The organism is Streptomyces sp. NPDC002888, assembly GCF_042888465.1.
Taxonomy (GTDB): domain Bacteria; phylum Actinomycetota; class Actinomycetes; order Streptomycetales; family Streptomycetaceae; genus Streptomyces.
In genome coordinates, this window is the sequence record NZ_JBIAPU010000012.1 from 150,343 (window position 1) to 176,021 (window position 25,679).

A 25,679-nucleotide genomic window follows, 5' to 3' on the forward strand; every position below is an offset into this window, starting at 1 on the left:
GCGTCGATCCTCCGTGCGTGCGCGTCACTCTACGGGTTGTTCCTGCGCAAACGGGAACCAGTCCGCGCCCCCTGGGGCATCTGCCCGGATCGTCCCCCTACCCTGCGGTAATCCAGTCTGGCAGGCTGCGTTCATGACTGTGCGTGCCGCCGACCGGGCCCGTTACGACCGGGCCACCGCCCACCTCGACGCCCCTCTCGCGATCGTGGATCTGGACGCTTTCGACGCCAACGCGGACGACCTGGTCCGCAGGGCCGGCGGGAAGCCGATCCGCGTCGCCAGCAAGTCCGTACGCTGCCGGACCCTGCTGGAGAGGGTCCTGGCGAAGGACGGGTTCGCGGGCCTCATGTCCTTCACCCTCGACGAGTCCCTGTGGCTGGCGCGCTCGGGGTTCGAGGACGTCCTCCTCGCCTACCCGTCGGCCGACCGCACCGGTTTCGCCGAACTCGCCGGCGACCCCAAGCTCGCCTCCGCCGTCACCGTCATGGTCGACGACACCTCCCAGCTCGACCTCATCGACGCCTCCCGCGCCGGTGGACGCGAAGTCGTGCGTGTGTGCCTGGAGTTGGACACCTCTCTCAAGCTGCTCGGCGGACGCGTGCGCGTCGGTGCCCTGCGCTCCCCGCTGCACTCCCCGGCCCAGGTCGCCGACCTGGCGCGCGCGGTGGCGCGGCGGCCCGGTTTCAAGGTCGTCGGGATCATGGCGTACGAGGGTCACATCGCCGGTGTCGGCGACGCGATCACCGGGCGGCCGCTGCGCTCGAGGGCGATCAGGCTGATGCAGGCCACCGCGCGCCGGGAACTCGCCGAGCGGCGCGCCGCGGTGGTGCGGGCGGTGCGGGCCGTCGTCCCCGAACTGGAGTACGTCAACGGCGGCGGCACCGGCAGTGTGCAGACCACCGCCGCGGAGGACTCGGTCACCGAGATCGCGGCGGGCTCGGGGCTGTACGTGCCGCGGCTGTTCGACAACTACACCTCCTTCAGCGGGCGCCCGGCCGCGCTGTTCGCCCAGCCCGTCGTGCGGCGGCCGGGCGTCGGTGTCGTGACGGTGCTCGGCGGCGGCTACCCCGCCTCCGGTGCGCCGGGGCGCGACCGGCTCCCGGTGCCGTACCTGCCGGAGGGGCTGCGCTACGACCCCCAGGAGGGGCCCGGCGAGGTGCAGACCCCGCTGCTCGGCTCACCCGCCGACGACCTGCTGATCGGCGACAAGGTGTGGTTCCGGCACGCCAAGGCCGGTGAGCTGTGCGAGCGGTTCGACGTGTTGCACCTGATCGAGGGGGACGCGGTGACGGCGACCGTCCCGACGTACCGGGGCGAGGGGCAGACGTTCCTCTAGGACCTGTCCTGGCGCCCGGCCCACGCCCACGCCTCGCCCCCGCGAGGACCGCCCGGGCCGTGGGGCGGGGGCGGTCGTCCGCGACCGCCCCCGCCCTGCCTCGGCGCGCTCTACAGCGGCGTGACGTACGCCCCCGAGATGCCGCCGTCGACCAGGAAGTCGGTGGCGTTGACGAAGGAGGAGTCGTCGCTGGCCAGGAAGGCGACGGCGGCGGCGATCTCCTCGGCCTCGGCGAAACGGCCGACGGGGATGTGCACCAGACGGCGTGCGGCCCGCTCCGGGTCCTTCGCGAACAGTTCCTGGAGCAGCGGGGTGTTGACCGGGCCGGGGCACAGGGCGTTGACGCGGATGCCCTCCCGGGCGAACTGCACGCCCAGTTCACGGGACATGGCGAGCACGCCGCCCTTGGAGGCCGTGTACGAGATCTGGGACGTGGCGGCGCCCATCCTCGCCACGAAGGACGCCGTGTTGATGATCGAGCCCTTGCCCTGGCGCCGCATGTAGGGGATGGCGGCCTTGCAGCACAGGTAGACGGAGGTCAGGTTGACCTCCTGGACGCGCTTCCAGGCCTCCAGGCCGGTCTCCAGGATGGAGTCGTCGTCGGGTGGGGAGATGCCGGCGTTGTTGAAGGCGATGTCGACGCTGCCGTAGGTGTCGTAGGCCGTCCGGAAGAGGCCCTCGACCTGCTCGGGGTCGGTGACGTCGACCTTCACGAAGATGCCGTCGACGTCGTCGGCGGCTGCCTTGCCGCGGACCTCGTCGACGTCGCCGCAGACGACGTGCGCGCCCTCGGAGGCGAGCCGGCGCGTGGCGGCGAGGCCGATGCCGCTGCCGGCTCCGGTGATGACGGCGGTACGGCCGACGAGACGGCGGCAGATGTTCTCGGTCATGTGCGGCTCAGGCCTCCGTGCTGATGAAGACGTTCTTGGTTTCGGTGAAGGCGGTCAGGGCGTCCGGGCCGAGTTCGCGGCCGATGCCGGACTGCTTGTAGCCGCCGAAGGGGGTCCAGTAGCGGACGCTGGAGTGGGAGTTGACGGACAGGTTGCCCGCGCGGACTGCCTGCGAGACGCGCAGGGCACGGCCCACGTCCCGGGTCCAGATGGAGCCGGAAAGGCCGTAGTCGGTGGCGTTGGCGAGTGCCACGGCGTCCGCCTCGTCGTCGAAGGGCAGGACGACGGCGACGGGGCCGAAGACCTCCTCGACGGCCACGCGCGCGCGGGGGTCGACGCCGGTGAGGACGGTGGGCGGGAACCAGAAGCCGGCGCCTTCGGGGGCCTTGCCGCGGATGCCGTCCAGATCGTCCGTGACGTACGAACGCACCCGTTCCAGCTGGACCTTGGAGATGAGCGGGCCCATGTCCGTCTGTTCGTCCGCGGGATCGCCGACCCGGACCGACTCGATCGCCGGGGCGAGGAGGTCGAGGAAGCGGTCGTAGGCGGTGCGCTGGACGAGGATGCGGGTGCGGGCGCAGCAGTCCTGGCCGGAGTTGTCGAGGAAGGACATGGGTGCGGCGGCCGCGGCGGCTTCCAGGTCGGCGTCGGCGAAGACGATGTTGGGGCTCTTGCCGCCGAGTTCGAGGGTGACGCGCTTGAGGAGGGCCGAGCCCTTCGCCAGCACCTGCTTGCCCACGGCCGTCGACCCGGTGAAGACGATCTTGGCGACTCCGGGGTGTCGGACCAGTGCGTCCCCGGCGACCGGGCCGTGGCCGGGCAGTACCTGGAACAGGCCCTCCGGCAGCCCGGCCTCCAGGGCGAGTTCGGCCAGACGCAGGGCGGTCAGCGGGGTCGTCTCGGCGGGCTTGAGGAGGACCGCGTTGCCCGCGGCGAGCGCGGGGGCGGTGCCCCAGGCCGCGATGGGCATGGGGAAGTTCCAGGGCGCGATGACGCCGACGACGCCGAGCGGTTCGAGGATCGTGACGTCCAGGCCGCCGGCGACCGGGATCTGGTGGCCCGTCAGCCGCTCCACTCCCCCAGCCGCGTAGTCGAGCAGGTCTCGGACGTTGCCGGCCTCCCAGCGGGCGTTGCCGATGGTGTGTCCGGCCTCGCGGACCTCCAGCCGGGCCAGCTCTTCGAGGTGGTCGTCGACGGTGGCGGCGAAGCGGCGCAGCAGCCGGGCGCGGTCGCCGGGCGCGAGGGCGGCCCAGGCGGACTGGGCCCGCGCGGCCCGTACCACCGCCGCGTCCACGTCGGCCGCGGTGGCGGCCGCGACCGTGGCGACGACCTCCTCGGTCGCCGGGTTCAGCACTTCCAGCGCGGACTCGGAGGACGACGCGTACGCGGAGTACTCGGAAGACAAAGGGGGCCTCACATGCGTTCGAAGGAGCGGCGCAGCTCCCAGTCGGTCACCGCGGCGTCGAAGGCTTCCACCTCGACGCGCGCCATGTTGCGGTAGTGCGCGACGACCTCGTCGCCGAAGGCCGCCTTGGCGATCGGGCTGTTCTCCCAGAGTTCGGCGGCCTCGCGGAGCGTGGTGGGGACGTGCGCGTACTCGGCGGTGTAGGCGTTGCCGGGGCAGGGCTCGGGCAGCTCCAGCTTGTGCTCGATGCCGTACAGGCCGGCGGCGACGAGACCGGCGACCGCGAGGTGCGGGTTGACGTCGCCGCCGGGCAGCCGGTTCTCGAAGCGCAGGGAGCGGCCGTGGCCGACGACGCGCAGGGCGCAGGTGCGGTTGTCGTGGCCCCAGGCGACGGCGGTGGGGGCGAAGGAGCCGGGCTGGAACCGCTTGTAGGAGTTGATGTGGGGGGCGTAGAGGAGTGAGAAGTCCCGGAGCGCGGCCAGTTGTCCGGCGAGGAAGTGGCGCATGGTGTCGGACATGCCGTGCGGGTCGTCGGACGCGGCCATGGCGTTGGTGCCGTCGGCGTCCGCGAGCGAGAGGTGGATGTGGCAGGAGTTGCCCTCACGCTCGTTGTACTTGGCCATGAAGGTCAGCGAGACGCCCTCCTGGGCGGCGATCTCCTTGGCGCCGGTCTTGTAGATGGCGTGCTGGTCGCAGGTGACGAGGGCCTCGTCGTAGCGGAAGGCGATCTCGTGCTGGCCGGGGTTGCACTCGCCCTTGGCGGACTCGACGGTGAGGCCGGCGCCGGCCATCTCGTTGCGGATGCGGCGCAGCAGGGGTTCGATGCGGCCGGTGCCGAGCACCGAGTAGTCGATGTTGTACTGGTTCGCCGGGGTCAGCCCCCGGTAGTTCGCGTCCCAGGCGTGTTCGTAGGTGTCCTTGAAGACGATGAACTCCAGCTCGGTGCCGACCTGGGCGGTGAAGCCGTGCTCGGCGAGGCGTTCCAGCTGGCGGCGCAGGATCTGGCGGGGCGCGGCGACGACCGGGGAGCCGTCGCTCCAGGCCAGGTCGGCGATCAGCATCGCGGTACCGGCGTTCCAGGGCACGCGGCGGAGCGTGGAGAGGTCCGGGTGCATGGCGAAGTCGCCGTAGCCACGGTCCCAGGACGACATGGCGTAGCCGTCGACGGTGTTCATCTCGGTGTCGACGGCGAGGAGGTAGTTGCAGCCCTCGGTGCCGTGGTGGAGTACCTCGTCGAGGAAGAAGCGGGCGGCGAACCGCTTGCCCTGGAGACGCCCTTGCATGTCGGGGAAGGCCAGGACGACAGTGTCGATCTCACCGCTTGCGACGAGGGTGTGCAGTTCCTCGACACTGAGCGGGGGTGTGCGGTCTGCCACGGGAGAGCCTCCTTCGGCTTCTTCTGTCAGCCGGGAGCCATAAGGTATTGCGGAGAACCATTGCTTGGGAAGGGGGCGCGGGCGGATGCCGGAGGAACCTGGGGGCGCGGTGTCGGACCGGCTGGCTCCGGTGCTGCGGCCGGTGCGGGCGGGCAACGGCTTCGAGGAGGCACTGGAGCAGATCCTGCAGGTGGTTCGGCTGGGCCTGGTGCCCGGGGGCGAGCGGCTGCCGGCCGAGCGGGAGCTGGCGGAGCGGCTCGGGATCAGCCGGGTGACCCTGCGCGAGGTGCTGAAGGTGCTCCAGGACCAGGGGCTGGTGGAGTCGCGGCGCGGGCGGTACGGCGGAACGTTCGTGCTGCCCCGTGCGGACGCCGGCGGCGAGGACGAGCTGCGGCGCCGGATCGCCGAGGTCGACGTCGAGGACGTGCTGCGTTTCCGTGAGGTGCTGGAGGTGGGCGCGGCGGGGCTGTGCGCGGCGCACGGGCTGACGGACGAGCAGGCGGGGCGGCTGCGCGAGGCGCTGGCCCGTACGCACGACGCGCCGCTGGCGGACTACCGGCGCCTGGACACGATGCTCCACCTCACCCTGGCCAAGCTGTGCGGCTCGCCGTCGCTCACGGCGCAGTACGCGGCGGTCCGGGCGACGGTGAACGACTTGCTCGATTGCATCCCGCTCCTGGTGCGCAACCTGGAGCACTCGCAGCGCCAGCACATCGCGCTGGTGGAGGCGGTGCTCGACGGGGACGCGGACGGCGCGCGTGAGATGACGCGCGAGCACTGCGCGGGAACCGCGGCCCTGCTGAGGGGGTTCCTCACGTGATGGCCCTCGTGATTACCCTGGAAAGGTATGCGAGTGGTCCATTGAGGGGGCGGAGGAGCACATGGGCGGCAGGCCGCTGATCGGCGTCAGTACGTACCTGGAGTCCGGCGCGCGCTGGGGTGTGTGGGAGCTGGAGGCGGCGCTGCTTCCAGCGGGGTATCCGCGGCTGGTGCAGCGGGCGGGCGGGCTGGCCGCCATGCTCCCGCCGGACGCTCCGGAGCACGCCGCCGCGACCGTGGCCCGCCTCGACGGCCTCGTGATCGCGGGCGGCCCGGACGTCGAGCCCGTGCGCTACGGCGCCGAGCGCGATCCTCGGACGGGGCCGCCGGCGCGGGAGCGGGACGTGTGGGAGCTGGCTCTGATCGATGCGGCGCTGGCGGCGGACGTACCGCTGCTGGGCATCTGCCGGGGCATGCAGCTGCTGAACGTCGCCGTCGGCGGCACGCTCGTCCAGCACCTCGACGGGCACGTGGAGGCGGTCGGCGTCTTCGGCCGCCATCCGGTCAAGCCGGTCCCGGGCACGCTCTACGAGGAGGTCGTCCCGGAGGAGACGTCCGTGCCGACGTACCACCACCAGGCGGTGGACGGGCTCGGCGCAGGTCTGGTCCCGTCGGCGCACGCGGCGGACGGGACGGTGGAGGCCGTGGAGCTGCCGCCGGGGGCCGGCTGGGTGCTGGGGGTGCAGTGGCATCCGGAGATGGGCGAGGACGTACGGGTGATGCGGGCCCTGGTCAGAGCCGCTTCCCGGCCCGCTTCCTGAGCCGGCCCAGCGCGGCCTCGCCCTGGGCCCGCCGGAAGCCGAGTGCGGGTCACGCGGCCGGTGCCGTGCCCTCCTGTTCCGCCTCCACGCGCGCGTTCCACTCCCGCTTGGCCGCCTGCCACCCGTCCTCGTTGTGGCCGAGCCGCCAGTAGCCGGAGATCGACAGGTCCTCACGCGGCATCGCGTGCTCGACCCGCAGCAGCTTGCGCAGCTCCTTCACGGCGGCGGCCTCGCCGTGCACGAACGCGTGCACGCGGCCTTCGGGGAACTCCAGCGCCCGGACGGCCTCGGCCAGCGCCTCACCCACGGGCCGCTCGCCCCGGTGCAGCCAGACGACCTCAGCGTCGGAGTCGATCTTCTGCTCCTCCTCGGGGCCGGCCACCTCCACGAAGGCGCGCACCACGGCGCCGGGGGGCAGCGCCTCCAGGGAGCGGGCGATCGCGGGCAGGGCGCTCTCGTCCCCGGCCAACAGGTGCCAGTCGGCGTCCGGATCGGGGGCGTAGGCGCCGCCGGGGCCCATGAAGTGGACGGTCTCGCCCGGCTGTACGCGCACCGCCCACGGCCCGGCCAGGCCCTCGTCGCCATGGATCACGAAGTCCAGGGTCAGCTCGCGGTGTATGGGGTCCCAGGCGCGCACCGTGTAGGTACGGGTCACCGGCCACTGCTCGCGCGGGAACTCCGCACGGATGCGCTCGACGTCGAAGGGCTCGGGATACACCGCGCCCTCGGCGGGGAACAGCAGCTTCACATAGTGGTCGGTGGAGGTGTCCGCGGAGAACTCCGCCAGACCCGCGCCCCCGAGGACCACGCGCTGCATGTGCGGAGTCAGCCGTTCAGTGCGGACGACCTGCGCGGAATGGGGTTTCCGCGGCTTTCGAGCCGGACGTTCTGCCATGACGGCCTCCCATACGCCTAAGTTCCACACGCCTTTGGTTAGGTTTACCTAAGTTAGCATTCCTTTCTCCTTCAACGCCTCTCCCGTGAGAGATTGCCGAGTGCCTTTTGCGATCTCTTGGCGTTCAGGCGGCGAGCGTCGTCAGCAGCCGGTGCAACGACCCACCCAGCCCCCAGCGGGCCGCCAGCTCCTCCAGCCCCGCCTGGTCGCGCGGCGCCTTCGGCAGCGCCGTGTCCACGTCCGGCAGGGGCACGTCACCGGCGACCCGGACAACCTTCGGCGCGACGGCGACGTACGGCCGCGCCTCGTCGAGCCGCTTGCGCTGCGACGGCGTGAGCTTCGACCTCGGGTCGCCGACCGCCGCCATGATCCCGGCCAGGTCGCCGAACTCGGCCAGCAGCTTGGCCGCCGTCTTCTCCCCGATACCGGGCACGCCCGGCAGGCCGTCGCTCGGGTCGCCGCGCAACAGCGCAAGATCCGCGTACCCGCTGCCGTCGACCCCATACTTCTCACGCAGCGCGGCCTCATCGGTGAGCGCCAGCGAGCCCACGCCCTTCAGCGGGTACAGCACCCTCACCCCGCGCGCGTCGTCCACCAGTTGGTAGAGGTCCCGGTCACCCGTGACGATGTCGACCGGGCCCTTCGCGCGCGCCGTGAACGTGCCGATCACATCGTCGGCCTCGTATCCCTCGACGCCCACGCGCGCGATGCCGACGGCGTCCAGGACGGCCTCGATGACCGGCACCTGCGGCGAGAGCGTGTCCGGCACCTCCTCCTCGTCCGGACCCACCGCGCGCTCCTCGGCGACGCGATGCGCCTTGTAGGAGGGGATCAGGTCGACCCGCCACTGCGGGCGCCAGTCGGCGTCCATGCACGCCACGAGATGAGTCGGCCGGTGGTCCCGGACCAGGCGGTCGATGAACTCCAGCAGCCCGCGCACCGCGTTCACCGGTGTGCCGTCCGGTGCCTTAACGGACTCCGGGACGCCGAAGTAGGCGCGGAAGTAGAGGGAAGCGGTGTCGAGAAGCATCAGTCGTCCGGTCACGCCCCGCATCATGCCGTACGGCACCGACAGTCACCGGCGGCGTTCACTCGCGTGGCACGTGTGAACGACCTGTGAACTGGGACACGCGCGCGTTTGGCCTGCGGCGCCGGGGGCAGGCGCCGCCTCGGAGCGGCGCCGGTTGCATTTTTCAACCTTTTACCGGCGCGGATCACCGTAGATCACCACACATCGCTCCCTACCCTTGCCCCCGAGAAGAGAAGGTACGCGTGTCATCCAGGCTTGAGGCCGAACATCTCTACAAGGTGTTCGGCAGACGACCGGACGAGGCAGTGGAGCGGCTCCGCCAGGGAGCCGACCGGGAGGAGCTGCGCGCAGACGGCACCACGGCCGCCGTCATCGATGCCTCCTTCACCGTGGACCCGGGCCAGATCTTCGTCGTCATGGGCCTGTCCGGCTCCGGCAAGTCCACCCTGCTGCGCATGCTCAACGGCCTGCTGGAGCCGACCGCCGGACGCGTCCTCTTCGACGGGCAGGACCTGACCGCGCTCGGCGACCGCGAGCTGCGCGAGGTCCGCGCGAAGAAGATCAGCATGGTCTTCCAGCACTTCGCGCTCTTCCCGCACCGCAGCGTCCTGGAGAACGCCGCCTACGGCCTCTGCGTCCAGGGCGTGCCCCGCGCGCAGCGCGAGAAGCGCGCCGCCGAGGCCCTCGCCCTGGTCGGCCTGGACGGCTGGGAGAAGTCCTGGCCCGACGAGCTCTCCGGCGGCATGCAGCAGCGCGTGGGCCTCGCCCGCGCCCTCGCCACCGACGCCGACCTGCTGCTGATGGACGAGTCCTTCAGCGCGCTGGACCCGCTGATCCGCCGTGACATGCAGGACCAGCTGCTGACCCTGCAGCAGAAGCTGAAGAAGACGATCGTCTTCATCACCCACGACCTCAACGAGGCCATGCGCCTGGGCGACCGCATCGCCGTCATGCGCGACGGCCGCATCGTGCAGACCGGCACCGCGGAGGACATCCTCGTGCGCCCGGCCAACGACTATGTCGCCTCCTTCATCCAGGACGTCGACCGTTCCCGTGTCCTGACCGCCTCCGCCGTCATGAACACGGACCTCCGCGGTGACGAGGCCGACTGCGCCTGCGAGACCGCGACCCCCGACACCCCTTTCACCGAGCTGTGCGCGATCAGCGCGCGCGTGGCGCACCCGGTCGCCGTCCTCGACGGGAAACAAAAGCTCGTCGGCGTCGTACCGAAACAGCGCCTCGTCGGCTTCATCGGCGACCAGCAGGGGGAGCCCGCGCCGTGCGGTGACCCGCGCGACGAGGGAAAGGTGATCGCCCGTGCCTAGGCTGCACCTCGGTGACTGGGTCGACTCCGGCGTCGACTGGCTCGTCACGCACATGTCCTGGCTCTTCGACGCGATCAAGACGGTCGTCGAAGGCATGTACGACGGCATCGACACCGTCCTCACCGCACCCCAGCCCCTGCTGCTGGCGGGCATCCTCGCGGTGCTCGCCTGGTGGCTGCGCGGCCTGGTCGCGGGTGTCCTCGCGTTCGCCGGATTCGCGCTGATCGACTCGCTCGACCTGTGGGACAAGGCGATGTCGACCCTGTCCCTGGTGCTCGTGGCGACCATCATCGCCCTGGTGATCTCCCTCCCGCTGGGCATCTGGGCGGCCCGCTCCAAGACCGTCAGCGCGGCCGTGCGCCCCGTCCTGGACCTGCTCCAGACGATGCCGTCGATGGTCCTGCTGATCCCGGCGATCCTGTTCTTCGGCATGGGCGTCCCGGCCGGCGTCGTCGCCACCCTGATCTTCGCGCTCGCCCCCGGCGTCCGCATGACCGAACTCGGCATCCGCCAGGTCGACGCCGAGCTCGTGGAGGCCGCCGAGGCGTTCGGTACGACACCCCGGGACACCCTGCTGCGCGTTCAGCTGCCGCTGGCCCTGCCGACGATCATGGCGGGCGTCAACCAGGTCATCATGCTGGGCCTGTCGATGGTCGTCATCGCCGGCATGGTCGGCACCGGCGGCCTCGGCGGCGCCGTCAACGAGGCCATCGGCCAGCTCGACATCGGCCTCGGCTTCGAGGCGGGGCTCGGCATCGTCGTCCTCGCCATCTATCTGGACCGCATGACGGGCGCGCTGGGCACGCACATCTCGCCGCTCGGCCGCCGTGCCGCCGCCAAGGCCCGCGCCACCAGCGGCCCGAAGCTGTGGAACCACCGCCCCCGCCCCGTCGTCGCGGTCGTCGGCGTGGCCGTCCTCGCCCTGGTCGCCGGCGGCCTGGGGGTCTTCGGCACCTCCTCCGGCACCGCGGAGGCCTCCGCCACGGACGTCGGCAAGGGCAAGGAGATCAAGATCGGCTACATCCCGTGGGACGAGGGCATCGCCTCCACGTACCTCTGGAAGGAGCTCCTGGAGGAGCGCGGCTTCAAGGTCACCACCAGCCAGTACGCGGCCGGCCCCCTCTACACCGGCGTCGCCACCGGTCAGATCGACTTCCAGACCGACGCCTGGCTGCCCACCACCCACGCCGAGTACTGGAAGAAGTACGGCAAGCAGCTCGACGACCTCGGCTCCTGGTACGGCCCCACCTCCCTGGAGCTCTCCGTTCCGTCGTATGTCAAGGACGTGAACTCCCTGGCGGACCTCAAGAACCACGCCTCCGAGTTCGACGGCAAGATCGTCGGCATCGAGCCGAGCGCCGGCATGATGGGCCTGCTCAAGGACAAGGTCCTGAAGGAGTACGGCCTCGACGGCTCCTACGACGTCGTCGACGGCTCGACCCCCGCGATGCTCGCCGAGCTCAAGCGTGCCTACGCCAAGAAGCAGCCGATCGCCGTCACACTCTGGTCGCCGCACTGGGCCTACAGCGACTACGACCTGAAGAAGCTCAAGGACCCCAAGGGCGCCTGGGGCAAGGGCGACGGCGTGCACACCCTCGCCCGCAAGGACTTCGCCGCCGACAACCCCGAGGTCGGCAAGTGGCTCAAGAACTTCTCGATGACCGAGGAGCAGCTCACCGGCCTGGAGGCACAGATCCAGAAGGCCGGCAAGGGCAAGGAACAGGACGCCGTCCGCACCTGGCTGCGGCAGCACCCGGGCCTGACCGACAAGTGGGCCCCGGTCGCCAAGTCGGTCGGAAAGAGCCAGGCGGCCGGGTGACCTGACACACCCGGACCGCCGGCCGAGGGGCGGGCTTCCCCCTACGTCTTCCACACGTAGGGCGAAGCCCGCCCCTTCTGGCGTGCCGGGATGCCTACTGGCGGGATCCGGACAACCACGGAACGTCAAGCCGTTGCCCGAACTCACCCGTCTCCGCAGGGAACCCCGACCACCGCGGCCATGACGACGGCCCCGTCGCGCGGCTCGGGCGCGGCCGCCGGCCCTCCGCTGCCCCTCCTGGTCAGCCTCTTCGTCCCGAAGGAGGGAGGAAGGGCGACCGAAGGCGGAAATCCGCTGCCGACGAGGCCGGGGAGCTGATCTACTGGCGCGATCCAGCAGGTCCGGGCAACCCCCACGTGACGTCGATGTGACGGGCGCATGAAACGGTTTGCCGAACATGCGTAGGGTGCAGAGAACTCCTCAGGAGGAGTGCGCCCGCAGCGGGACGCGCGGACGGCGGACCGACGAGCGAAGCAGGGAGCCGGAGCGATGGGCGACCACAAAGAACAGCCCTTGCGGGTCGGCGCGGCCGTGCGGCGACGGCGCCGGGCCCTGCAGCTCACCCTGGCCGTCGTCGCCGAGCGCAGTGGCCTGTCGGTCCCCTTCCTGAGCCAGGTCGAGAACGACCGGGCGCGGCCCAGCCGCAGTTCCCTGGAGCGGGTCGCCGATGCGCTGCGCACCACCGCCGTGGAACTCCTCGCGGCCGCCGACCCGGCGTGCAGTGTCGATGTCGTCCGCGCCGAGGTGACCGAGCCGGGCCCCGGGCCCCGGACCCGCGCCCTGGTGCGCGGTCACCACCAGATGCACGCCTCGGAGTTCACCGGTGACCACGAGGCGGGTCGCGAATTCCAGTACCGCAACGACCAGTTGATGTACGTCGCCGACGGAGCCGTCGAGATCGAGGCGGAGGGGCGCGCCTACCGGCTCGGCCGCGGCGACACCCTGTACCTCACCGGCGGGGTGCGCCACCGCTGGCGGGCGACCGTGCCGGACACACGCGTGGTCGTCGTCGCGGTGGCCGAGCACGTCGAGGCGGTGCAGAACCGCTCGCGGCGGTGAGGTCGGATGCGGTCCACGTGAGGGCGGGTGAGACCGGGATGCGGTCGGGATGAGAGTCGTCTCGCTGGTGCCGTCGCTGACCGAGGCGGTCGCGGTGTCCGTGCCCGGTGTCCTCGTCGGTGCCACGGACTGGTGCACGCATCCGGAGGACCTCGACGTCACCCGCGTCGGCGGCACCAAGAACCCGAAGCCCGAGCGGATCGTCGCCCTCGCCCCGGACCTGGTGATCGCCAACGAGGAGGAGAACCGCGAGCCGGACCTCGCCGCCCTGCGCGCGGCGGGCGTGACCGTGCTGCTGACCGAGGTGCGCGACGTGCCGCAGGCCTTCCGGGAACTGGCCCGGGTGCTGGAGGCGTGCGGTGCCGTCTCCCGGCCGCGCTGGCTGGACGAGGCCGAGGAGGCCTGGTCGGCGCCGCCGGTGGCGCGGCCCCGCAGGACGGCGGTCGTGCCGATCTGGCGCCGGCCCTGGATGGTGCTGGGCCGGGACACCTTCGCCGGTGACGTCCTGGCCCGCCTGGGCGTCGACCACCTGTACGCCGGGCACCAGGAGCGCTACCCCCGTATCCCGCCGGCTGCCCTGCGCGCGGCGGCGCCGGACCTGGTCGTCCTGCCGGACGAGCCGTACCGCTTCACCGGCGACGACGGGCCGGAGGCCTTTCCCGGCCTGAGCTGCGCACTTGTCAGCGGACGGCACCTGACGTGGTACGGACCGTCACTGGCCGAGGCGCCACGGGTACTGGGGGCGGCCCTGCGAGCAGCTCACCGCTGAGCAGTCCGCGCGCGGTGTGCGCGGCCGCGGTGACCCAGGCCGCCACCAGCACGCCGTACAACGCCACCGCGAGCCCCTCGAAGGCCACCAGACCGGTGTGCCGGGCGAGCGCCGCGGCGCCGGTGACGCAGGTGCCGACCGGGAAGGTGAACGCCCACCACGTCATCGCGAAGCCCATGCCGTGCCGGCGGGCGCGCCGCACATGGGCGGCGGCGAGGCAGAACCACAGCAGCGCGAAGCCCATGACCGGCACCCCGTACAGCACCGCGAGCACACCGAAGCCGTCGCTGTACGGCGCCGGGACCACACCCGGCGCCACGTCCGCGAAGGTGCCGACGGCGGTCGTGGACTGCCCGAGCGGGCCCAGGACGAGGAACAGGGTCGGGGTGAGCGCGAGAGGCAGCGGTCCGCCGGTGAGCAGCCGCGCGTAGATCACCGGCAGCGTGACCAGCGTCGCGAGCAGACTCAGCCCGAACATCGCGACGCAGGCGAACAGCAGGGTCTCCCGGGGCTGCCCGGGCGGCAGGTGCGGCACCAGCAGCGGCCCGAGGGCCGCAGACACCATGGGCGCGACGAGCGGCAGCAGCCACACGGCCGTCGCCTGCCCCGGCTCCACGCGGTGGCGTACGGCCATCAGGTAGGGGACGGCGACGGCGGCCGCGAGCCCGACGGCCGTACCGGCGGTGAACAGCACGGCGTCGAGGGCGACCGCGGCTCGGGTGCCGGTCCAGTCCCGGCCGACGGTGAGCGCGCCGCCGCCGACCGCGAGCAGGGCCATGGACAGGCAACCGTAGAAAGGAGCCGTCGCCGGGTCGAGGAGGTGGGCGCGGGCCTGGTCGCGGTGGTGGGTCCAGTGCAGGGCGCGGGCGGCGAGCAGGGCGAGCAGCAGGGCGAGGGAGAGGGCCCAGATCGCGGTGCAGGCGGTGCGCAGGGCGGGCAGGCGGAGGGGGAGCGCGGTACCGGCGAGGGCGACGGCGGCGGTGCCCATGACGGTGGCGTACCAGTGGGGTCCGAGGTGTCGGACCGCCATGGCGCGCGGCAGGGGGTGGGCGGCGGTGACCATGCGTCCACCGTGCCCCGGGCCCGGGGACACGACCAGGGAGGATGTTCCTATGAGGGCATAAGCTGTGTTTATGGGCAAGACGGAGGGGCAGGCGGAGGGCCGGTCGGCGCCCGGGGGCTCGCTGGCGCACCGGGTGCCGGATCTCGGGGCGCTGGAACTGCTGCTGGCGGTGGCGCGGCTGGGCAGTCTCGGCGGGGCCGCGCGCGAGCTCGGCATCACCCAGCCGGCGGCGAGCAGCCGGATCCGCTCCATGGAACGGCAGTTGGGCGTGGCCCTGGTCGACCGGTCGCCGCGCGGCTCCCGGCTCACCGACGCGGGTGCCCTGGTGACGGACTGGGCGGGGCGGATCGTCGAGGCGGCGGCGGCGTTCGACGTGGGCGCGCAGGCGCTGCGGGACCGACGGGACTCGCGGCTGCGGGTGGCCGCGAGCATGACCATCGCCGAGTACCTGCTGCCGGGCTGGCTCCTCGCGCTGCGCGCCCAGCGGCCCGACACGGCCGTGTCGCTGCTCGCGGGCAACTCCGCGGCGGTGGCGGAGCGGCTGCTGGCCGACGAGGCGGACCTGGGCTTCGTCGAGGGGCTGACCGTGCCGCCGGGCCTCGACTCCGCGGTCATCGCCCACGACCGGCTGATCGTCGTCACCGCCCCCGCCCACCCCTGGGCCCGCCGCCGACGCCCCCTGGCCGGCGACGAGCTCGCCACGACCCCGCTCATCCTCCGCGAGAAGGGCTCCGGCACCCGCCAGGTCCTCGACGTCGCCCTCGGCGGACTGGCCCGCCCCCTGATCGAGCTCTCCTCCACCACCGCCGTCAAGGCCGCCGCGGTCAGCGGTGCGGGCCCGGCCGTCCTGAGCGAACTCGCCGTCGGCGAGGAACTGGCGATGCGCCGCCTGGTGAGCATCCCCCTCGACGGCGTCCGGCTCCACCGCTCCCTGCGCGCGGTGTGGCCGGTGGGCCATCGGCCTACCGGCCCGGCGCGGGAGTTGTTGTCGTTGACGCGCGGATAGGCCCCCGGGCAGGAAAAGTGGTTGGAGGCCCGGGTGTCCCGTCGGTAGCGTCGCCGCTCGTGACTTCGACTCTGCGTACCAAGCGTCTGCTCCTCGAGCGGTACGTCCCCGAGGACGAGGAGAGCTTCGTCGCTCTGTTCCAGGACACGAGGGTGTCCCGATGGATGGGTGACGGCCCCTCTTCCGAAGCGGAGGACAGGGCCCTGTTCGGGCGGGTCTTCACGAAGGTGTACGCAAAGGATCTGTTCGACGTCTGGGCCGTTCGTCGGGACGGACGTCTGATCGGGCATGCCGAGATCAAGCGGACCGATGTGGTCGAGGGCCATGAGATCGTCTATGCCCTGGCCCCCGAGGCGTGGGGGTCCGGCCTGGGCCGCGAGGTGGCGGAGGCGATCGTCGCGTACGGCTTCGGCACCCTGGGGCTGACCGAGGTGCACGCCACCGTGGCCGCGGCGAACAAGGCGTCACTGGCCCTGCTGGACAAGATCGGTTTCGAGCACGTCCGGTCCCTCACCGAGGACGACGGCAGCACGACCCTGGTGCTGACCCGCGCCGCCTGATTCAGTCGCCCTGGAGCCGGGCGTGCAGGTGCATGTCGTGCCAGCCGTCCGGGTGGAGGAGGGCGCTGCGCTTGACGCCCTCCAGGGCGAAGCCGGTCTTGCCTGCGACGCGGCAGGAGGCCTCGTTGGCGACGGCGTGCATGAGCTCCAGGCGGTGGAAGCCGATCTCGTGGAGGGCCCAGTCGGCGAGGGCGGTCGTGGCGCGCGCGGCGACGCCCTGGCCGCGGGCCGCCGCAGCGGTCCAGTAGGCGACCTCGGCGACACCGTCGGCGAGCACTATCTCGCGCAGCGCGACCCGGCCCAGGAGCCGGTCGGACTCCGCGTCGGTCACCGCCCACTGGGCGTCACGCTCCCCTTCCCAGGTCTTGCGCCACCCCTCGATCCAGGCCGCGACCTCGTCCTCCGATTCGGCGGCGCGGACGTGCCACTGGTGCATGAGCGGGTCCTGGAAGGCCCGGTGCACGGCGGGCGCGTCCCCGGCCCGCCACGGGCGCAGCACCAGTCCGTCGCCGGTCGGTATCACGGGCTGCGGGGCGCGGTTGAGGGTTCCCGGCGGCAGGACCGGGCTGGTGAGATAGGGCATGCCCGCATCCTGCCAAGGGAGCAGGCCCCGGCCAACGGGTTTTTCCATGCCGGACGCCTCCCCGCCCGCGCCGTACGCTTGCCCTGATGAGACGTCGTACCCCTCCCCCGCCCTCCCCGCTGCCGCAGCGCGACGGGATCGATCCGGTGCGGGTGCGGTTGCCCGGGGAGGGGGCGTGGGCCACGGTGCGGGAGCATCTGGTGGAGAGGCTCACGGGGGCGGGGCCCGGGGTGGTCGACGCGATGTTCGACGCGGGGCTGGTCGTTGGTGCGGACGGGCGGGCGGTGGCGCCGGACGCGGCGTACGTGCCGGGGATGTTCGTGTGGTTCCACCGGGAGCTGCCCCCCGAGGTGCCGGTGCCGTTCCCCCTTGAGGTGGTGCACCGCGACGAGCACATCGTCGTCGTCGACAAGCCGCACTTCCTGGCCACCACCCCGCGCGGTGGCCACGTCACCGAGACCGCCCTCGCCCGGCTGCGCCGCGAGCTGGTCATCCCCACGCTCGGCGCGGCGCACCGGCTGGACCGGCTCACCGCCGGTCTCGTGCTGTTCACGGTGCGGCCCGAGGAACGCGGCGCCTACCAGACGCTGTTCCGCGACCGGCGGGTGCGCAAGGAGTACGAGGCCGTCGCCCCGTACGATCCCGCGCTCGCCCTGCCCCGGACCGTGCGCAGCCGGATCGTGAAGGAGCGCGGCACACTGACCGCGCGCGAGGTCGAGGGCGAGCCGAACGCGGTCAGCCGCGTCGAGCTGATCGAGCATCGGGCGGACGGCCTCGCGCACTACCGCCTGGTGCCGGCCACGGGGCAGACCCACCAGCTCCGTGTGCATCTGAACGCGCTGGGCGTGCCGATCCTCGGCGATCCGCTGTATCCCGTGGTGACCGACCCCGTGCCGGCCGGTGACTTCCGGCGCCCCCTGCAACTGCTGGCGCGGGCGCTGGAGTTCACCGATCCGGTCACGGGGGTGGCCCACCGCTTCCGGAGCGGGCGGACGCTGCGGGCCTGGTCGTCGTACGCGACCTGGTCCGGTCAGTAGCCGCGCCACCAGCGCACGAGGCGGCGCCAGGCGCCCGGCCTGCGGGCCGGCTCCGCGTCCCCGGCCTGCACGGGCTGCGGCGGGGCCACCTGCGCGGGCGCCGGTGCGGGCATGGACACCGGCATGGGCATGGACGCCGGTGCCGGGATGGGCGCCGGCTGCGGGTCCGTGGTCACCTGCCAGGCGGGGCGCGGCGGCGGGACCGCCGCGCCGTGGGTCGGCTTCTGCATGATGTCCTGCGGCGGCTGCGGCGCGAACCGCGCCGGCAGCTCCACCAGATGGCGCGAGGCGATCGAGGTGGTCCAGCGCAACTCGTCCTGGTCGCAGTCGAGCCGGACGTCCGGCAGCCGCATCAGCAGCGCGTCGACGCCGACCTCGGTGATGGCACGGCCGATGTCCTGGCCGGGGCACTCGTGCGGTCCGGCGCCGAAGGCGAGGTGGGAGCGGTTGCCCATCATGCTGGCGGACAGGTCGGGCCGTACGCGGGGGTCGATGTTGCCCGGAGCGGGGGCGAAGAGCAGTCCGTCGCCCTTGCGGATGCGCTTGCCGCCCAACTCCGTCTCCTGTTTGGCGAAGTAGCCCAGGATCGCGCTGAACGGCGGTTCGTCCCACAGGGTCTGCTCCACGGCCTCCCCCACGGTCATCTGCCCGCCGTTGAGCCGGGCGACGAAGCCCGGGTGGGTGAGGACCATGCGCAGGGTGTTGGACAGGAGGTTGACGGTGGCCTCGTAGGCGGCGAAGAGCACCAGGCGCAGGTGCTCCCTGACCTCGTCGTCGGTGAGGCGGGCCGGGTGGGCGATGAGGTGGCTGGTGAAGTCCTCGCCGGGTTGGGCGCGGCGGCGGGCGGCGGCCCGGCTCAGCGCCTCCATGACGTAGCCGTGGCTGGCGATCGCGGTCTCGGTGCCCTTGAGCGCGTCGCGGGCGGCCTGCACGAGCCGGTCGTTGTACTCGTCGGACATGCCGAGGATCTCGCACATGATGGCCATCGGCAGGTGCTCGGCGAACTGGCCGACCAGGTCGGCATGGCCCTTCTCGCAGAACTCGTTGACCAGGAGCTGGGTGTAGCGGTTGATGTGGCGGCGCACGCTGCGGTGGTCGATCGTCGACATGGCGCCGAGGACCGCGCCGCGCAGCCGCAGGTGTTCGTCGCCCTCGGCGTGGGAGCAGATGGGCTGCCAGGCGATGTGCGGCATGAGGGGGTGGTCGGGCTTCACGGCGCCGTCGCGCAGCGGGGTCCACACGCGGCTGTCGCGGGTGTACACCGAGGGCGTGCGCAGCATCTGGAGGTTCTCGGAGTGGCCGAGGACCACCCACATCGGCACGTCGTCGTGGAGCAGGGCGGGCGCCACCGGCCCGTGCTCGTCGCGGAGTTCCTCGTACAGCTCCCCCAGGTCCTCCGCCTCGGGGCCGTAGAGCCGCCTGAGTCCACCGGGGCCGCGGTCGTGGGCGGGGCAGCCGGGGGGCGGATCGAGAGTGAGGTCGTCCGTACCGGTCGAGGAGTGGTGTTCAGGCGTCACGAGGAATCGCTTTCGAAGCTGAGTGGATCTGGGGGAGGGCGTACGGGTTTCAGGTGAGGCTGCCGGACAGCGCCAGGGAGTGCAGGAAGCGCATCAGGGTCATCAGGACGTCTCGGCTGGAGGCGCGGCGGCGGGCGTCGCACTCCACGATCGGGACCTCCGGCGGCAGGTCGAGCGCCGCGCGGAGGTCCTCGACGGGGTAATGGGGGCCGTCGGGGAAGGTGTTGACGGCGACCACGAAGGGCACTCCGCGCTCCTCCAGCCGGCCCATGACGTCGAAGCTGACCTCCAGACGGCGGGTGTCGAGCAGGACGACCGCGCCGAGCGCGCCCTCGAACAGCCCGTTCCACAGGAACCAGAAGCGTTCCTGGCCGGGGGTGCCGAAGAGGTACAGCACGAGTTGTTCGGTGATGCGGATGCGGCCGAAGTCCATGGCCACGGTGGTGGCGGTCTTGGATTCGGAGCCGTAGTTGTCGTCGACCCCGATCCCGGCCTCCGTCATGGTCTCCTCGGTGGTCAGCGGCCTGATCTCGCTGACCGAACCGACCATGGTCGTCTTGCCGACTCCGAAGCCGCCCACGATGACGATCTTCGCCGCGGCCTGGGTCGACTGCGGCAGATGGTCCTCGGTCCGCGGGCCGGGGATGGTGTCAGAGCCTTTGAAGTCCATGCATCACCGCTTCGAGGAGGGAACGGTCGGGGATTTTCTGGCGGACGATGGGGGCGCGCGCGTAAACCAGTTCCGTCGCCAGCATCTCGGTGAGCAGCACGGTCACCACGCTGAACGGCAGCTTGAGGTAGGCGGACACCTCGGCCACGGACAGCGGGTTGGCGCACAGCCGCAGGACGGCCGCCTGCTCGGGAGTGACGGAGGAGGGCGGGTCGGCGTGCGCCACCATTAACGTCACCAGGTCCATGGGCGCGCGCTCGCCGTCCGGGCCGGTGATGACGTAGAGCCGCTCCGGCTGTTTGCCCTCACCCTCCTCGGGGGGCTGCGGCGGGGGCTCTTCGACGGGTTGTCGCCGCTGGCGCTGTGGAGGCGTCATACGGTCTGCCCGTTGCGTCGGGGCGGGCTGGTGAGGTGGCTGCCGATGCGGACGACGAGGTCGCGCATCATCTCGCCCATCCGGCCGGGCTCGCACGTCACGTCGGAGAGGACCGCGAGGTAGGCGTTGGCGCCGGCCGACATCAGGTAGAAGTAGCCGCCCTTCATCTCGATGACGACCAGGCTCATGTCGCCGGTGACGGTGGGGATCTCGTCGGAGACGGCGCTCGCCAGGCTCTGCAGGCCCGCGCAGGCCGCGGCGACCCGGTCGGCGGCGTCGGGGTCGCCCCCGTAGCGGGCGATGCGCAGTCCGTCGGCCGACAGCACCACGATCATGTGGATGCCCGGCACACCGTCGTCGAGCTGCTTGAGAATCCAGTCCAGGTTGCCTCGCTGCTGGATCACTTGAGGTCCCCCTCGTCATCGGTGTCGGTCTTGCCAAGAGGCGAGTCTTTGAGCAGGTGCGTGTACGCGGTCGGGTTGCGCGTGAAGTCGGTGGGGTGGACGCCCGGGTTGTTCTTCTTGAGGCCCTCCCAGAAGGACTCGACCCACAGGCCGGGGGGCGGGGCGTCGTCCTCGGGCTCGGGCTCTTCGGCCTTGCGCTGGTGCTTGGTCCAGATGTCCTCCTTGCCCTCGCGCTCGAGCCGCTCGGCCTCGGCCATCTCGGCGTACCGCTGGGAGAGCGGGGTCTTCATGCGGCTGCGGCGCTGCGGCAGGCCCTTGTCGGTCCACTCGGTGACCTCGGGGATCTCGTCCTCCATGGACACCGAGGCGGGGATCTTCGGGCTGGTGGGGCGGCGCTTCTTCGGCCGGCGCTTGGGGCCCTCGACCGCGTCGGGGCCGACCGTGGGCAGGGAGGTGGCGCCGATGCCGTGGGCGTAGCCGGAGGCCGGGGCGTCGGTGAGCATCACGCTCGGGATGACCAGGACGGCGCGGACACCGCCGTACGCCGAGACGCGCAGCGAGCACTGCATGTCGAACTGCGTGCACAGGCGGCCGACGATCGCGAGGCCGAGACGCGGGGTGCTGTCGTTCATGTCCTGGATGGCGACGCCGGCCTTGGCCGCCTCCAGCATGCCCTCGACCTTGATGCGGGACTCGTCGGTGAGGCTGACGCCGGCGTCCTCGATCTCGATCGCGATGCCGGTCTGCACCTCGGTCGCGTTGACGTGCACCTTGCTCGTCGGCGGCGAGTAGCGGGTGGCGTTGTCGAGGAGTTCGGCGGCCGCGTGGATGACCGGCTCGACGGAGATGCCACGGACGTTGACCTTGGCGATGGAGTCCAGCGAGATGCGGGGGTACTCCAGGATCCGGGACATGGCGCCGCGCAGCACGCTGTACAGCGGCACGGGCTCGGGCCACTGGCGGCCGGGGCGGCCGCCGCCCAGCACGGCGACGGAGTCGGCGAGACGGCCGATCAGGGCATTGCCGTGGTCGATGCGCAGGAGGTCGTCGAAGACCTCGGGGTTGCGGCCGTGGTCCTCCTCCATCTCCCGGAGTTCCTTGGCCTGCTGGTGGACGATCGCCTGGACGCGGCGGGCGATGCTGACGAAGGAGCTCAGCGCGGAGTCGCGCACGTTCTCCTCCTCGTCGACGATCCCGAGGACGGACCTGATCACCTCGCGGTGCCCGTCGGGCAGGTCCTGGAAGGAGGGCTCGAACTCCTGCAGTTGCAGCATCACCTCCCTGGGTGAAAACCCGCGGCGCATCCGCTGCAGCGCGTTGGGCAGCAGTTCGTGTCCGAGGAGGTGACTCTCCGACTCACGGGCGGCGATGCGCTGCTGGAAGTACGCGGTGTGCTGGGCGTGCTCCGCGCGGAGCCTGCGCATCTGTCGGCCTCGGCGCACCGCCTCGGCCGCCGTCGCGATCACCAGGACGGTGGCCACGGCTCCGCACACGCCGACGGCGATCCGGGCCGGCCCCGTCACGAGGGCGACGGCGGCCCCGGTGGCCGCGGCCATCAGTATCGCGGGGAACAACAGCACGCGCGCGTAGGGAAGTTCACGGCGTACGGGTGGGGATTGAACACTCACCATGTGGGCCCTCTGAAACGAGTCGGCTGGGGATCGGTGGAGCTTGCAGGGGGTGTGTCATACAAACGCTCCGGATCTTCGGGAAGATTCGGGAACAAACGCACGAATACTCTCAACTCGGTGCGCTGCGGGCGAGCTTAGTCCGACCGGATCAACGCTGTGTCATATTCGGCAAGCACCTGAAACGGGGCGCGCACGAGTAGTACGCTCGGCCGTTTTACACTCAGCGCCTTCGTTCGAATACACAGAGTCATGGCACACAGGCATACGAAAGCCGCCCACCCTGACGAGTGAGCGGCTTTGCGGTAAGGGGACTACAACCTCCTCGCCCGCCGACCGGAGATCACCCCACCGACGAGTAGGCGACCACTCCCCGCAGCAACTGATCAACAGCCTTGCGCGCGGCCTTCGCCACGGTCGACCCCTCTCGCGAAGGCGCCGCCGCGGAAATCTGCCCGAGCACATCGATCACCTGCTTGCACCACCGCACAAAGTCCCCCGCAGGCATCTCCGCCTCCCGAAGCACCTCGTCAAGCCCCGTCCCGGACGCCCACATGTACGCGGCCCAGGCAAACCCGAGATCGGGCTCGCGCTGCCCGACCCCCTCGGTCTGGCTGATCCGGAAGTCCTCTTCCAGCGCGTCCAACCGCCCCCAGATCCGCACCATCTCCCCCAGCGCGGCCTTCGCCTTGCCGGAAGGCAGCTTCGGCGCCATCGCGTCGTCGGCGACCCGCGCCTCGTACACCAAAGCAGAGACACACGCCGCCAGTTCAGCGGGAGCAAGCCCCTCCCAGACGCCGGCCCGCAGGCACTCACTGGCCAGCAGATCAAGCTCGCCGTACAGCCGCGCGAGCCGCTTGCCGTGCTCGGTGACCTCGTCGGCGCGCAGATAGTCCAGCTCGGTCAGCAGCGCCACGATCCGGTCGAAGGTCCGGGCGATCGTGTTCGTCCGTCCCTCGATGCGCCGCTCCAGCTGCGAGGTGTCCCTCAGCAGCCGGTGATACCGCTCGGCCCACCGCGCGTGGTCCTCCCGGTCGTTGCACCCATGGCACGGATGCGCCCGGATCGCCGTACGCAGCCGGGCGATCTCGCGGTCGTCGGCGGCCTGCGACCGCTTCTTGCGGGCCCGCTCCGGCGGAATGTGCCCGGCCTTGGTGCGCAGCGCGGAGGCGAGGTCCCGACGGGACTGCGGAGAACGGGGGTTGAAGGACTTCGGGATCCGCATCCGCTCCAACGGCTCGACGGGCACGGGGAAGTCCATCGCCGCGAGCCGCTTGACCTGCCGCTCGGCGGTCAGCACCAGCGGGCGCGGCCCGTCGTGCTGCTCGAACCCGCGGTGTCCGTTGGAGCGCCCCGCGGGCAGCCCCGGGTCCAGCACCAGCGCCAGACCCGCGTACTTGCCGGTCGGGACATGGATGACGTCGCCGGGCTTCAGCTTCTCCAGCGCGACGGCGGCCTCGGCGCGCCGCTCGCTGGCACCCTGCCGGGCCAGCTCGGTCTCGCGGTCCTTGAGCTCGCGGCGCAGCAGCGCGTACGCGTCGAAGTCGCCCAGATGACAGGTCATCGAGGCCTTGTAGCCCTCGAGGCCCTCCTCGTTGCGCTGCACCTGCCGGGAGATCCCGACGACCGACTTGTCGGCCTGGAACTGCGCGAAGGACGTCTCCAGCAGCTCGCGCGAGCGGTGCCGGCCGAACTGCTCGACCAGGTTGACCGCCATGTTGTACGACGGCTTGAAGCTGGAGCGCAGCGGATAGGTACGCGTCCCGGCGAGCCCGGCGAGGTGGTCGGGGTTCATCGCGCGCTGCCACAGGACCACGGCGTGGCCCTCGACGTCGATGCCGCGCCGTCCGGCACGCCCGGTCAACTGGGTGTACTCACCAGGGGTGATGTCGGCGTGCTGCTCGCCGTTCCACTTGACGAGCTTCTCCAACACCACGGAGCGGGCGGGCATGTTGATGCCCAGCGCGAGCGTCTCGGTCGCGAACACGGCCTTGACCAGGCCGCGTACGAAGAGTTCCTCGACGACCTCCTTGAACGTCGGCAGCATGCCCGCGTGGTGGGCGGCGATGCCGCGCTCCAGGCCCTCCAGCCACTCGTAGTAACCGAGGACGTGCAGGTCCTCGGACGGGATGGAGGCGGTGCGCTCCTCGACGAGCGCGCGCACCTTCTCGCGTGCCTCGTCGTCGTTGAGCCGCAGCCCGGCATACAGGCACTGTTCGACGGCGGCCTCGCAGGCGGCGCGGCTGAAGATGAACGTGATGGCGGGCAGCAGGCCCTCGGCGTCGAGCCGTTCGATGACCTCGGGCCGGCTCGGCGTCCACACGCGTGAGCGCTGCCTGCGCTCACGCTCGCGGTCGGCCTCGCGCATCGCGCGGCCGCGCCGGCGGTCCTGGTACGACGGGCGGCTGGCCTCCATGCGGGCCAGGCGCGCGAGATCGGGGTTGACGGCCTTCTTGTGGCCCTCGCCCTCCTCGAACAGGTCGTACATCCGGCGCCCGGCGAGCACGTGCTGGAACAGCGGAACGGGCCGGTGCTCGGAGACGATCACCTCGGTGTCGCCGCGGACGGTGTCGAGCCAGTCGCCGAACTCCTCGGCGTTGGACACGGTCGCCGACAGCGACACGAGCGTCACCGACTCGGGCAGGTGAATGATCACTTCTTCCCAGACCGCGCCGCGGAAGCGGTCGGAGAGGTAGTGCACCTCGTCCATGACCACGTGACCGAGGCCGAGGAGGGTCTGCGAGCCCGCGTACAGCATGTTCCTCAGCACCTCGGTGGTCATCACGACCACCGGCGCGTCGGAGTTGACGCTGTTGTCGCCGGTGAGCAGACCGACCTTGTCGCTGCCGTAACGGCGGCACAGGTCGGCGTACTTCTGGTTCGACAGCGCCTTGATGGGCGTCGTGTAGAAGCACTTCTTGCCCTGCTGGAGGGCGAGATGCACGGCGAACTCGCCCACGATCGTCTTGCCCGAGCCGGTGGGGGCGGCCACCAGCACGCCCTTGCCCGCCTCAAGTGCCTGGCAGGCCTCGATCTGGAAGGGGTCGAGGCCGAAGTCGTACATCTCGCGGAAGGACGCGAGTGCGGTGGCCTGCTCGGCAGCGCGCCTACGGGCTGCCGCGTACCGCTCGGCCGGGGAGAGGTCCTCTGTCATCGTGCTTTCGAGCGTACCGGGCCGCGCTGACAACAGGACGATCATTATCCGGATCGATAGCTGTGAGACCGGGGGTTCACGCAGCTCACGGCCCTGCGCCGAGAGCGCAGCGAGCGCCTGCGGGCCCCCGCGCGCGCTCCCCCAACACGCTCGCCCGTGACGCGAAAGCGGCCGACGGCGCCACGAGGGCGCCCCGG

At 71.5% G+C, this 25,679-nt stretch carries 23 protein-coding genes; 10 read left to right on the forward strand and 13 right to left on the reverse strand.

Going from position 1 to position 25,679, the window contains the following annotated elements; genetic code table 11:
* Nucleotides 1–133: 133 nt before the first annotated feature.
* Nucleotides 134–1,336 (forward strand): amino acid deaminase/aldolase, encoded by a 1,203-nt coding sequence (locus ACFYWX_RS21020; RefSeq protein WP_389425565.1) that lies wholly within the window; start codon nt 134–136, stop codon nt 1,334–1,336.
* 110 nt (nt 1,337–1,446) lie between these two features.
* On the opposite strand, the gene ACFYWX_RS21025 is transcribed toward ACFYWX_RS21020, so the two are convergent.
* From ACFYWX_RS21025 to ACFYWX_RS21035, 3 genes are read right to left on the reverse strand one after another with little or no spacing between them, the layout of a single operon-like run.
* Nucleotides 1,447–2,226: a 3-oxoacyl-ACP reductase gene (locus tag ACFYWX_RS21025; RefSeq protein ID WP_389425566.1), complete on the reverse strand. Its 780-nt coding sequence runs from the start codon at nt 2,224–2,226 to the stop codon at nt 1,447–1,449.
* A 7-nt stretch (nt 2,227–2,233) separates the two neighbouring features.
* Nucleotides 2,234–3,631, reverse strand: coding sequence for an aldehyde dehydrogenase family protein (locus tag ACFYWX_RS21030; RefSeq protein WP_389425567.1), 1,398 nt, complete (start codon nt 3,629–3,631; stop codon nt 2,234–2,236).
* A gap of 8 nt (nt 3,632–3,639) precedes the next feature.
* A complete protein-coding gene (locus ACFYWX_RS21035) occupies nt 3,640–5,007 on the reverse strand; it encodes a glutamine synthetase family protein (protein WP_389425568.1) in 1,368 nt (455 codons plus the stop codon).
* Nucleotides 5,008–5,092: 85 nt separating this feature from the next.
* On the opposite strand from ACFYWX_RS21035, the gene ACFYWX_RS21040 reads away from it, so the two are divergent.
* Together ACFYWX_RS21040 and ACFYWX_RS21045 are read left to right on the forward strand one after the other, a co-directional pair.
* Nucleotides 5,093–5,827, forward strand: coding sequence for a FadR/GntR family transcriptional regulator (locus ACFYWX_RS21040; RefSeq protein ID WP_389425569.1), 735 nt, complete (start codon nt 5,093–5,095; stop codon nt 5,825–5,827).
* A 61-nt stretch (nt 5,828–5,888) separates the two neighbouring features.
* Nucleotides 5,889–6,587, forward strand: coding sequence for a gamma-glutamyl-gamma-aminobutyrate hydrolase family protein (locus ACFYWX_RS21045; RefSeq protein ID WP_389425570.1), 699 nt, complete (start codon nt 5,889–5,891; stop codon nt 6,585–6,587).
* Nucleotides 6,588–6,636: 49 nt separating this feature from the next.
* On the opposite strand, the gene ACFYWX_RS21050 is transcribed toward ACFYWX_RS21045, so the two are convergent.
* Both ACFYWX_RS21050 and ACFYWX_RS21055 read right to left on the reverse strand, forming a co-directional pair.
* Nucleotides 6,637–7,482 (reverse strand): siderophore-interacting protein, encoded by an 846-nt coding sequence (locus ACFYWX_RS21050; RefSeq protein ID WP_389425571.1) that lies wholly within the window; start codon nt 7,480–7,482, stop codon nt 6,637–6,639.
* Nucleotides 7,483–7,606: 124 nt separating this feature from the next.
* Nucleotides 7,607–8,536 carry a 5'-3' exonuclease H3TH domain-containing protein gene (locus ACFYWX_RS21055; RefSeq protein WP_389425674.1) on the reverse strand — a complete coding sequence of 310 codons (930 nt, stop codon included), beginning with the start codon at nt 8,534–8,536 and terminating at the stop codon, nt 7,607–7,609.
* Nucleotides 8,537–8,754: 218 nt separating this feature from the next.
* Here ACFYWX_RS21055 and ACFYWX_RS21060 point away from each other — a divergent pair, with 218 nt between their 5' ends.
* From ACFYWX_RS21060 to ACFYWX_RS21075, 4 genes are all read left to right on the forward strand, one after another.
* The gene (locus tag ACFYWX_RS21060; protein WP_389425572.1) at nt 8,755–9,837 is read left to right on the forward strand and encodes a glycine betaine/L-proline ABC transporter ATP-binding protein; all 1,083 of its coding nucleotides are present in this window, start codon (nt 8,755–8,757) and stop codon (nt 9,835–9,837) included.
* On the forward strand, nt 9,830–11,656 hold the full coding sequence (locus ACFYWX_RS21065) for an ABC transporter permease/substrate binding protein (RefSeq protein ID WP_389425573.1): 1,827 nt from the start codon (nt 9,830–9,832) through the stop codon (nt 11,654–11,656). Before ACFYWX_RS21060 ends, ACFYWX_RS21065 begins: the two co-directional genes overlap by 8 nt.
* 489 nt (nt 11,657–12,145) lie before the next feature.
* Nucleotides 12,146–12,715, forward strand: a complete 570-nt coding sequence (locus tag ACFYWX_RS21070; RefSeq protein WP_389425574.1) for a helix-turn-helix domain-containing protein — start codon at nt 12,146–12,148, stop codon at nt 12,713–12,715.
* A 49-nt stretch (nt 12,716–12,764) separates the two neighbouring features.
* Complete coding sequence (locus ACFYWX_RS21075; RefSeq protein WP_389425575.1) at nt 12,765–13,484, forward strand: helical backbone metal receptor; 720 nt, start codon at nt 12,765–12,767, stop codon at nt 13,482–13,484.
* Here ACFYWX_RS21075 and ACFYWX_RS21080 read toward each other — a convergent pair.
* A complete protein-coding gene (locus ACFYWX_RS21080) occupies nt 13,396–14,547 on the reverse strand; it encodes a TDT family transporter (protein ID WP_389425576.1) in 1,152 nt (383 codons plus the stop codon). The two genes, ACFYWX_RS21075 and ACFYWX_RS21080, sit on opposite strands and share 89 nt — an antisense overlap.
* A gap of 70 nt (nt 14,548–14,617) precedes the next feature.
* Here ACFYWX_RS21080 and ACFYWX_RS21085 point away from each other — a divergent pair, with 70 nt between their 5' ends.
* Both ACFYWX_RS21085 and ACFYWX_RS21090 read left to right on the forward strand, forming a co-directional pair.
* Nucleotides 14,618–15,553 carry a LysR family transcriptional regulator gene (locus tag ACFYWX_RS21085; protein WP_389425577.1) on the forward strand — a complete coding sequence of 312 codons (936 nt, stop codon included), beginning with the start codon at nt 14,618–14,620 and terminating at the stop codon, nt 15,551–15,553.
* Nucleotides 15,554–15,612: 59 nt separating this feature from the next.
* Entirely contained in the window at nt 15,613–16,113 is a 501-nt protein-coding gene (locus ACFYWX_RS21090; RefSeq protein WP_389425578.1) for a GNAT family N-acetyltransferase, read from the forward strand.
* A gap of 1 nt (nt 16,114) precedes the next feature.
* On the opposite strand, the gene ACFYWX_RS21095 is transcribed toward ACFYWX_RS21090, so the two are convergent.
* The gene (locus ACFYWX_RS21095; RefSeq protein ID WP_389425579.1) at nt 16,115–16,696 is read right to left on the reverse strand and encodes a GNAT family N-acetyltransferase; all 582 of its coding nucleotides are present in this window, start codon (nt 16,694–16,696) and stop codon (nt 16,115–16,117) included.
* Nucleotides 16,697–16,782: 86 nt separating this feature from the next.
* Between ACFYWX_RS21095 and ACFYWX_RS21100 the strand changes: the two genes are divergently transcribed.
* Complete coding sequence (locus ACFYWX_RS21100; protein WP_389425580.1) at nt 16,783–17,733, forward strand: RluA family pseudouridine synthase; 951 nt, start codon at nt 16,783–16,785, stop codon at nt 17,731–17,733.
* Here the strand turns inward: ACFYWX_RS21100 and ACFYWX_RS21105 are convergent.
* The 6 genes from ACFYWX_RS21105 to ACFYWX_RS21130 form a co-directional block, all read right to left on the reverse strand.
* Nucleotides 17,727–19,250, reverse strand: coding sequence for a cytochrome P450 (locus tag ACFYWX_RS21105; protein WP_389425581.1), 1,524 nt, complete (start codon nt 19,248–19,250; stop codon nt 17,727–17,729). The two genes, ACFYWX_RS21100 and ACFYWX_RS21105, sit on opposite strands and share 7 nt — an antisense overlap.
* A 49-nt stretch (nt 19,251–19,299) precedes the next feature.
* Nucleotides 19,300–19,920, reverse strand: a complete 621-nt coding sequence (locus ACFYWX_RS21110; RefSeq protein WP_389425582.1) for an ATP/GTP-binding protein — start codon at nt 19,918–19,920, stop codon at nt 19,300–19,302.
* A complete protein-coding gene (locus ACFYWX_RS21115; RefSeq protein ID WP_389425583.1) occupies nt 19,901–20,296 on the reverse strand; it encodes a DUF742 domain-containing protein in 396 nt (131 codons plus the stop codon). The genes ACFYWX_RS21110 and ACFYWX_RS21115 overlap by 20 nt, the downstream gene beginning before the upstream one ends.
* Complete coding sequence (locus ACFYWX_RS21120) at nt 20,293–20,700, reverse strand: roadblock/LC7 domain-containing protein (protein ID WP_389425584.1); 408 nt, start codon at nt 20,698–20,700, stop codon at nt 20,293–20,295. Before ACFYWX_RS21120 ends, ACFYWX_RS21115 begins: the two co-directional genes overlap by 4 nt.
* Complete coding sequence (locus ACFYWX_RS21125) at nt 20,697–22,331, reverse strand: ATP-binding protein (RefSeq protein ID WP_389425585.1); 1,635 nt, start codon at nt 22,329–22,331, stop codon at nt 20,697–20,699. Before ACFYWX_RS21125 ends, ACFYWX_RS21120 begins: the two co-directional genes overlap by 4 nt.
* Nucleotides 22,332–22,671: 340 nt before the next feature.
* Nucleotides 22,672–25,527 carry a DEAD/DEAH box helicase gene (locus ACFYWX_RS21130; protein ID WP_389425586.1) on the reverse strand — a complete coding sequence of 952 codons (2,856 nt, stop codon included), beginning with the start codon at nt 25,525–25,527 and terminating at the stop codon, nt 22,672–22,674.
* Between the last annotated feature and the right edge of the window lie 152 nt (nt 25,528–25,679).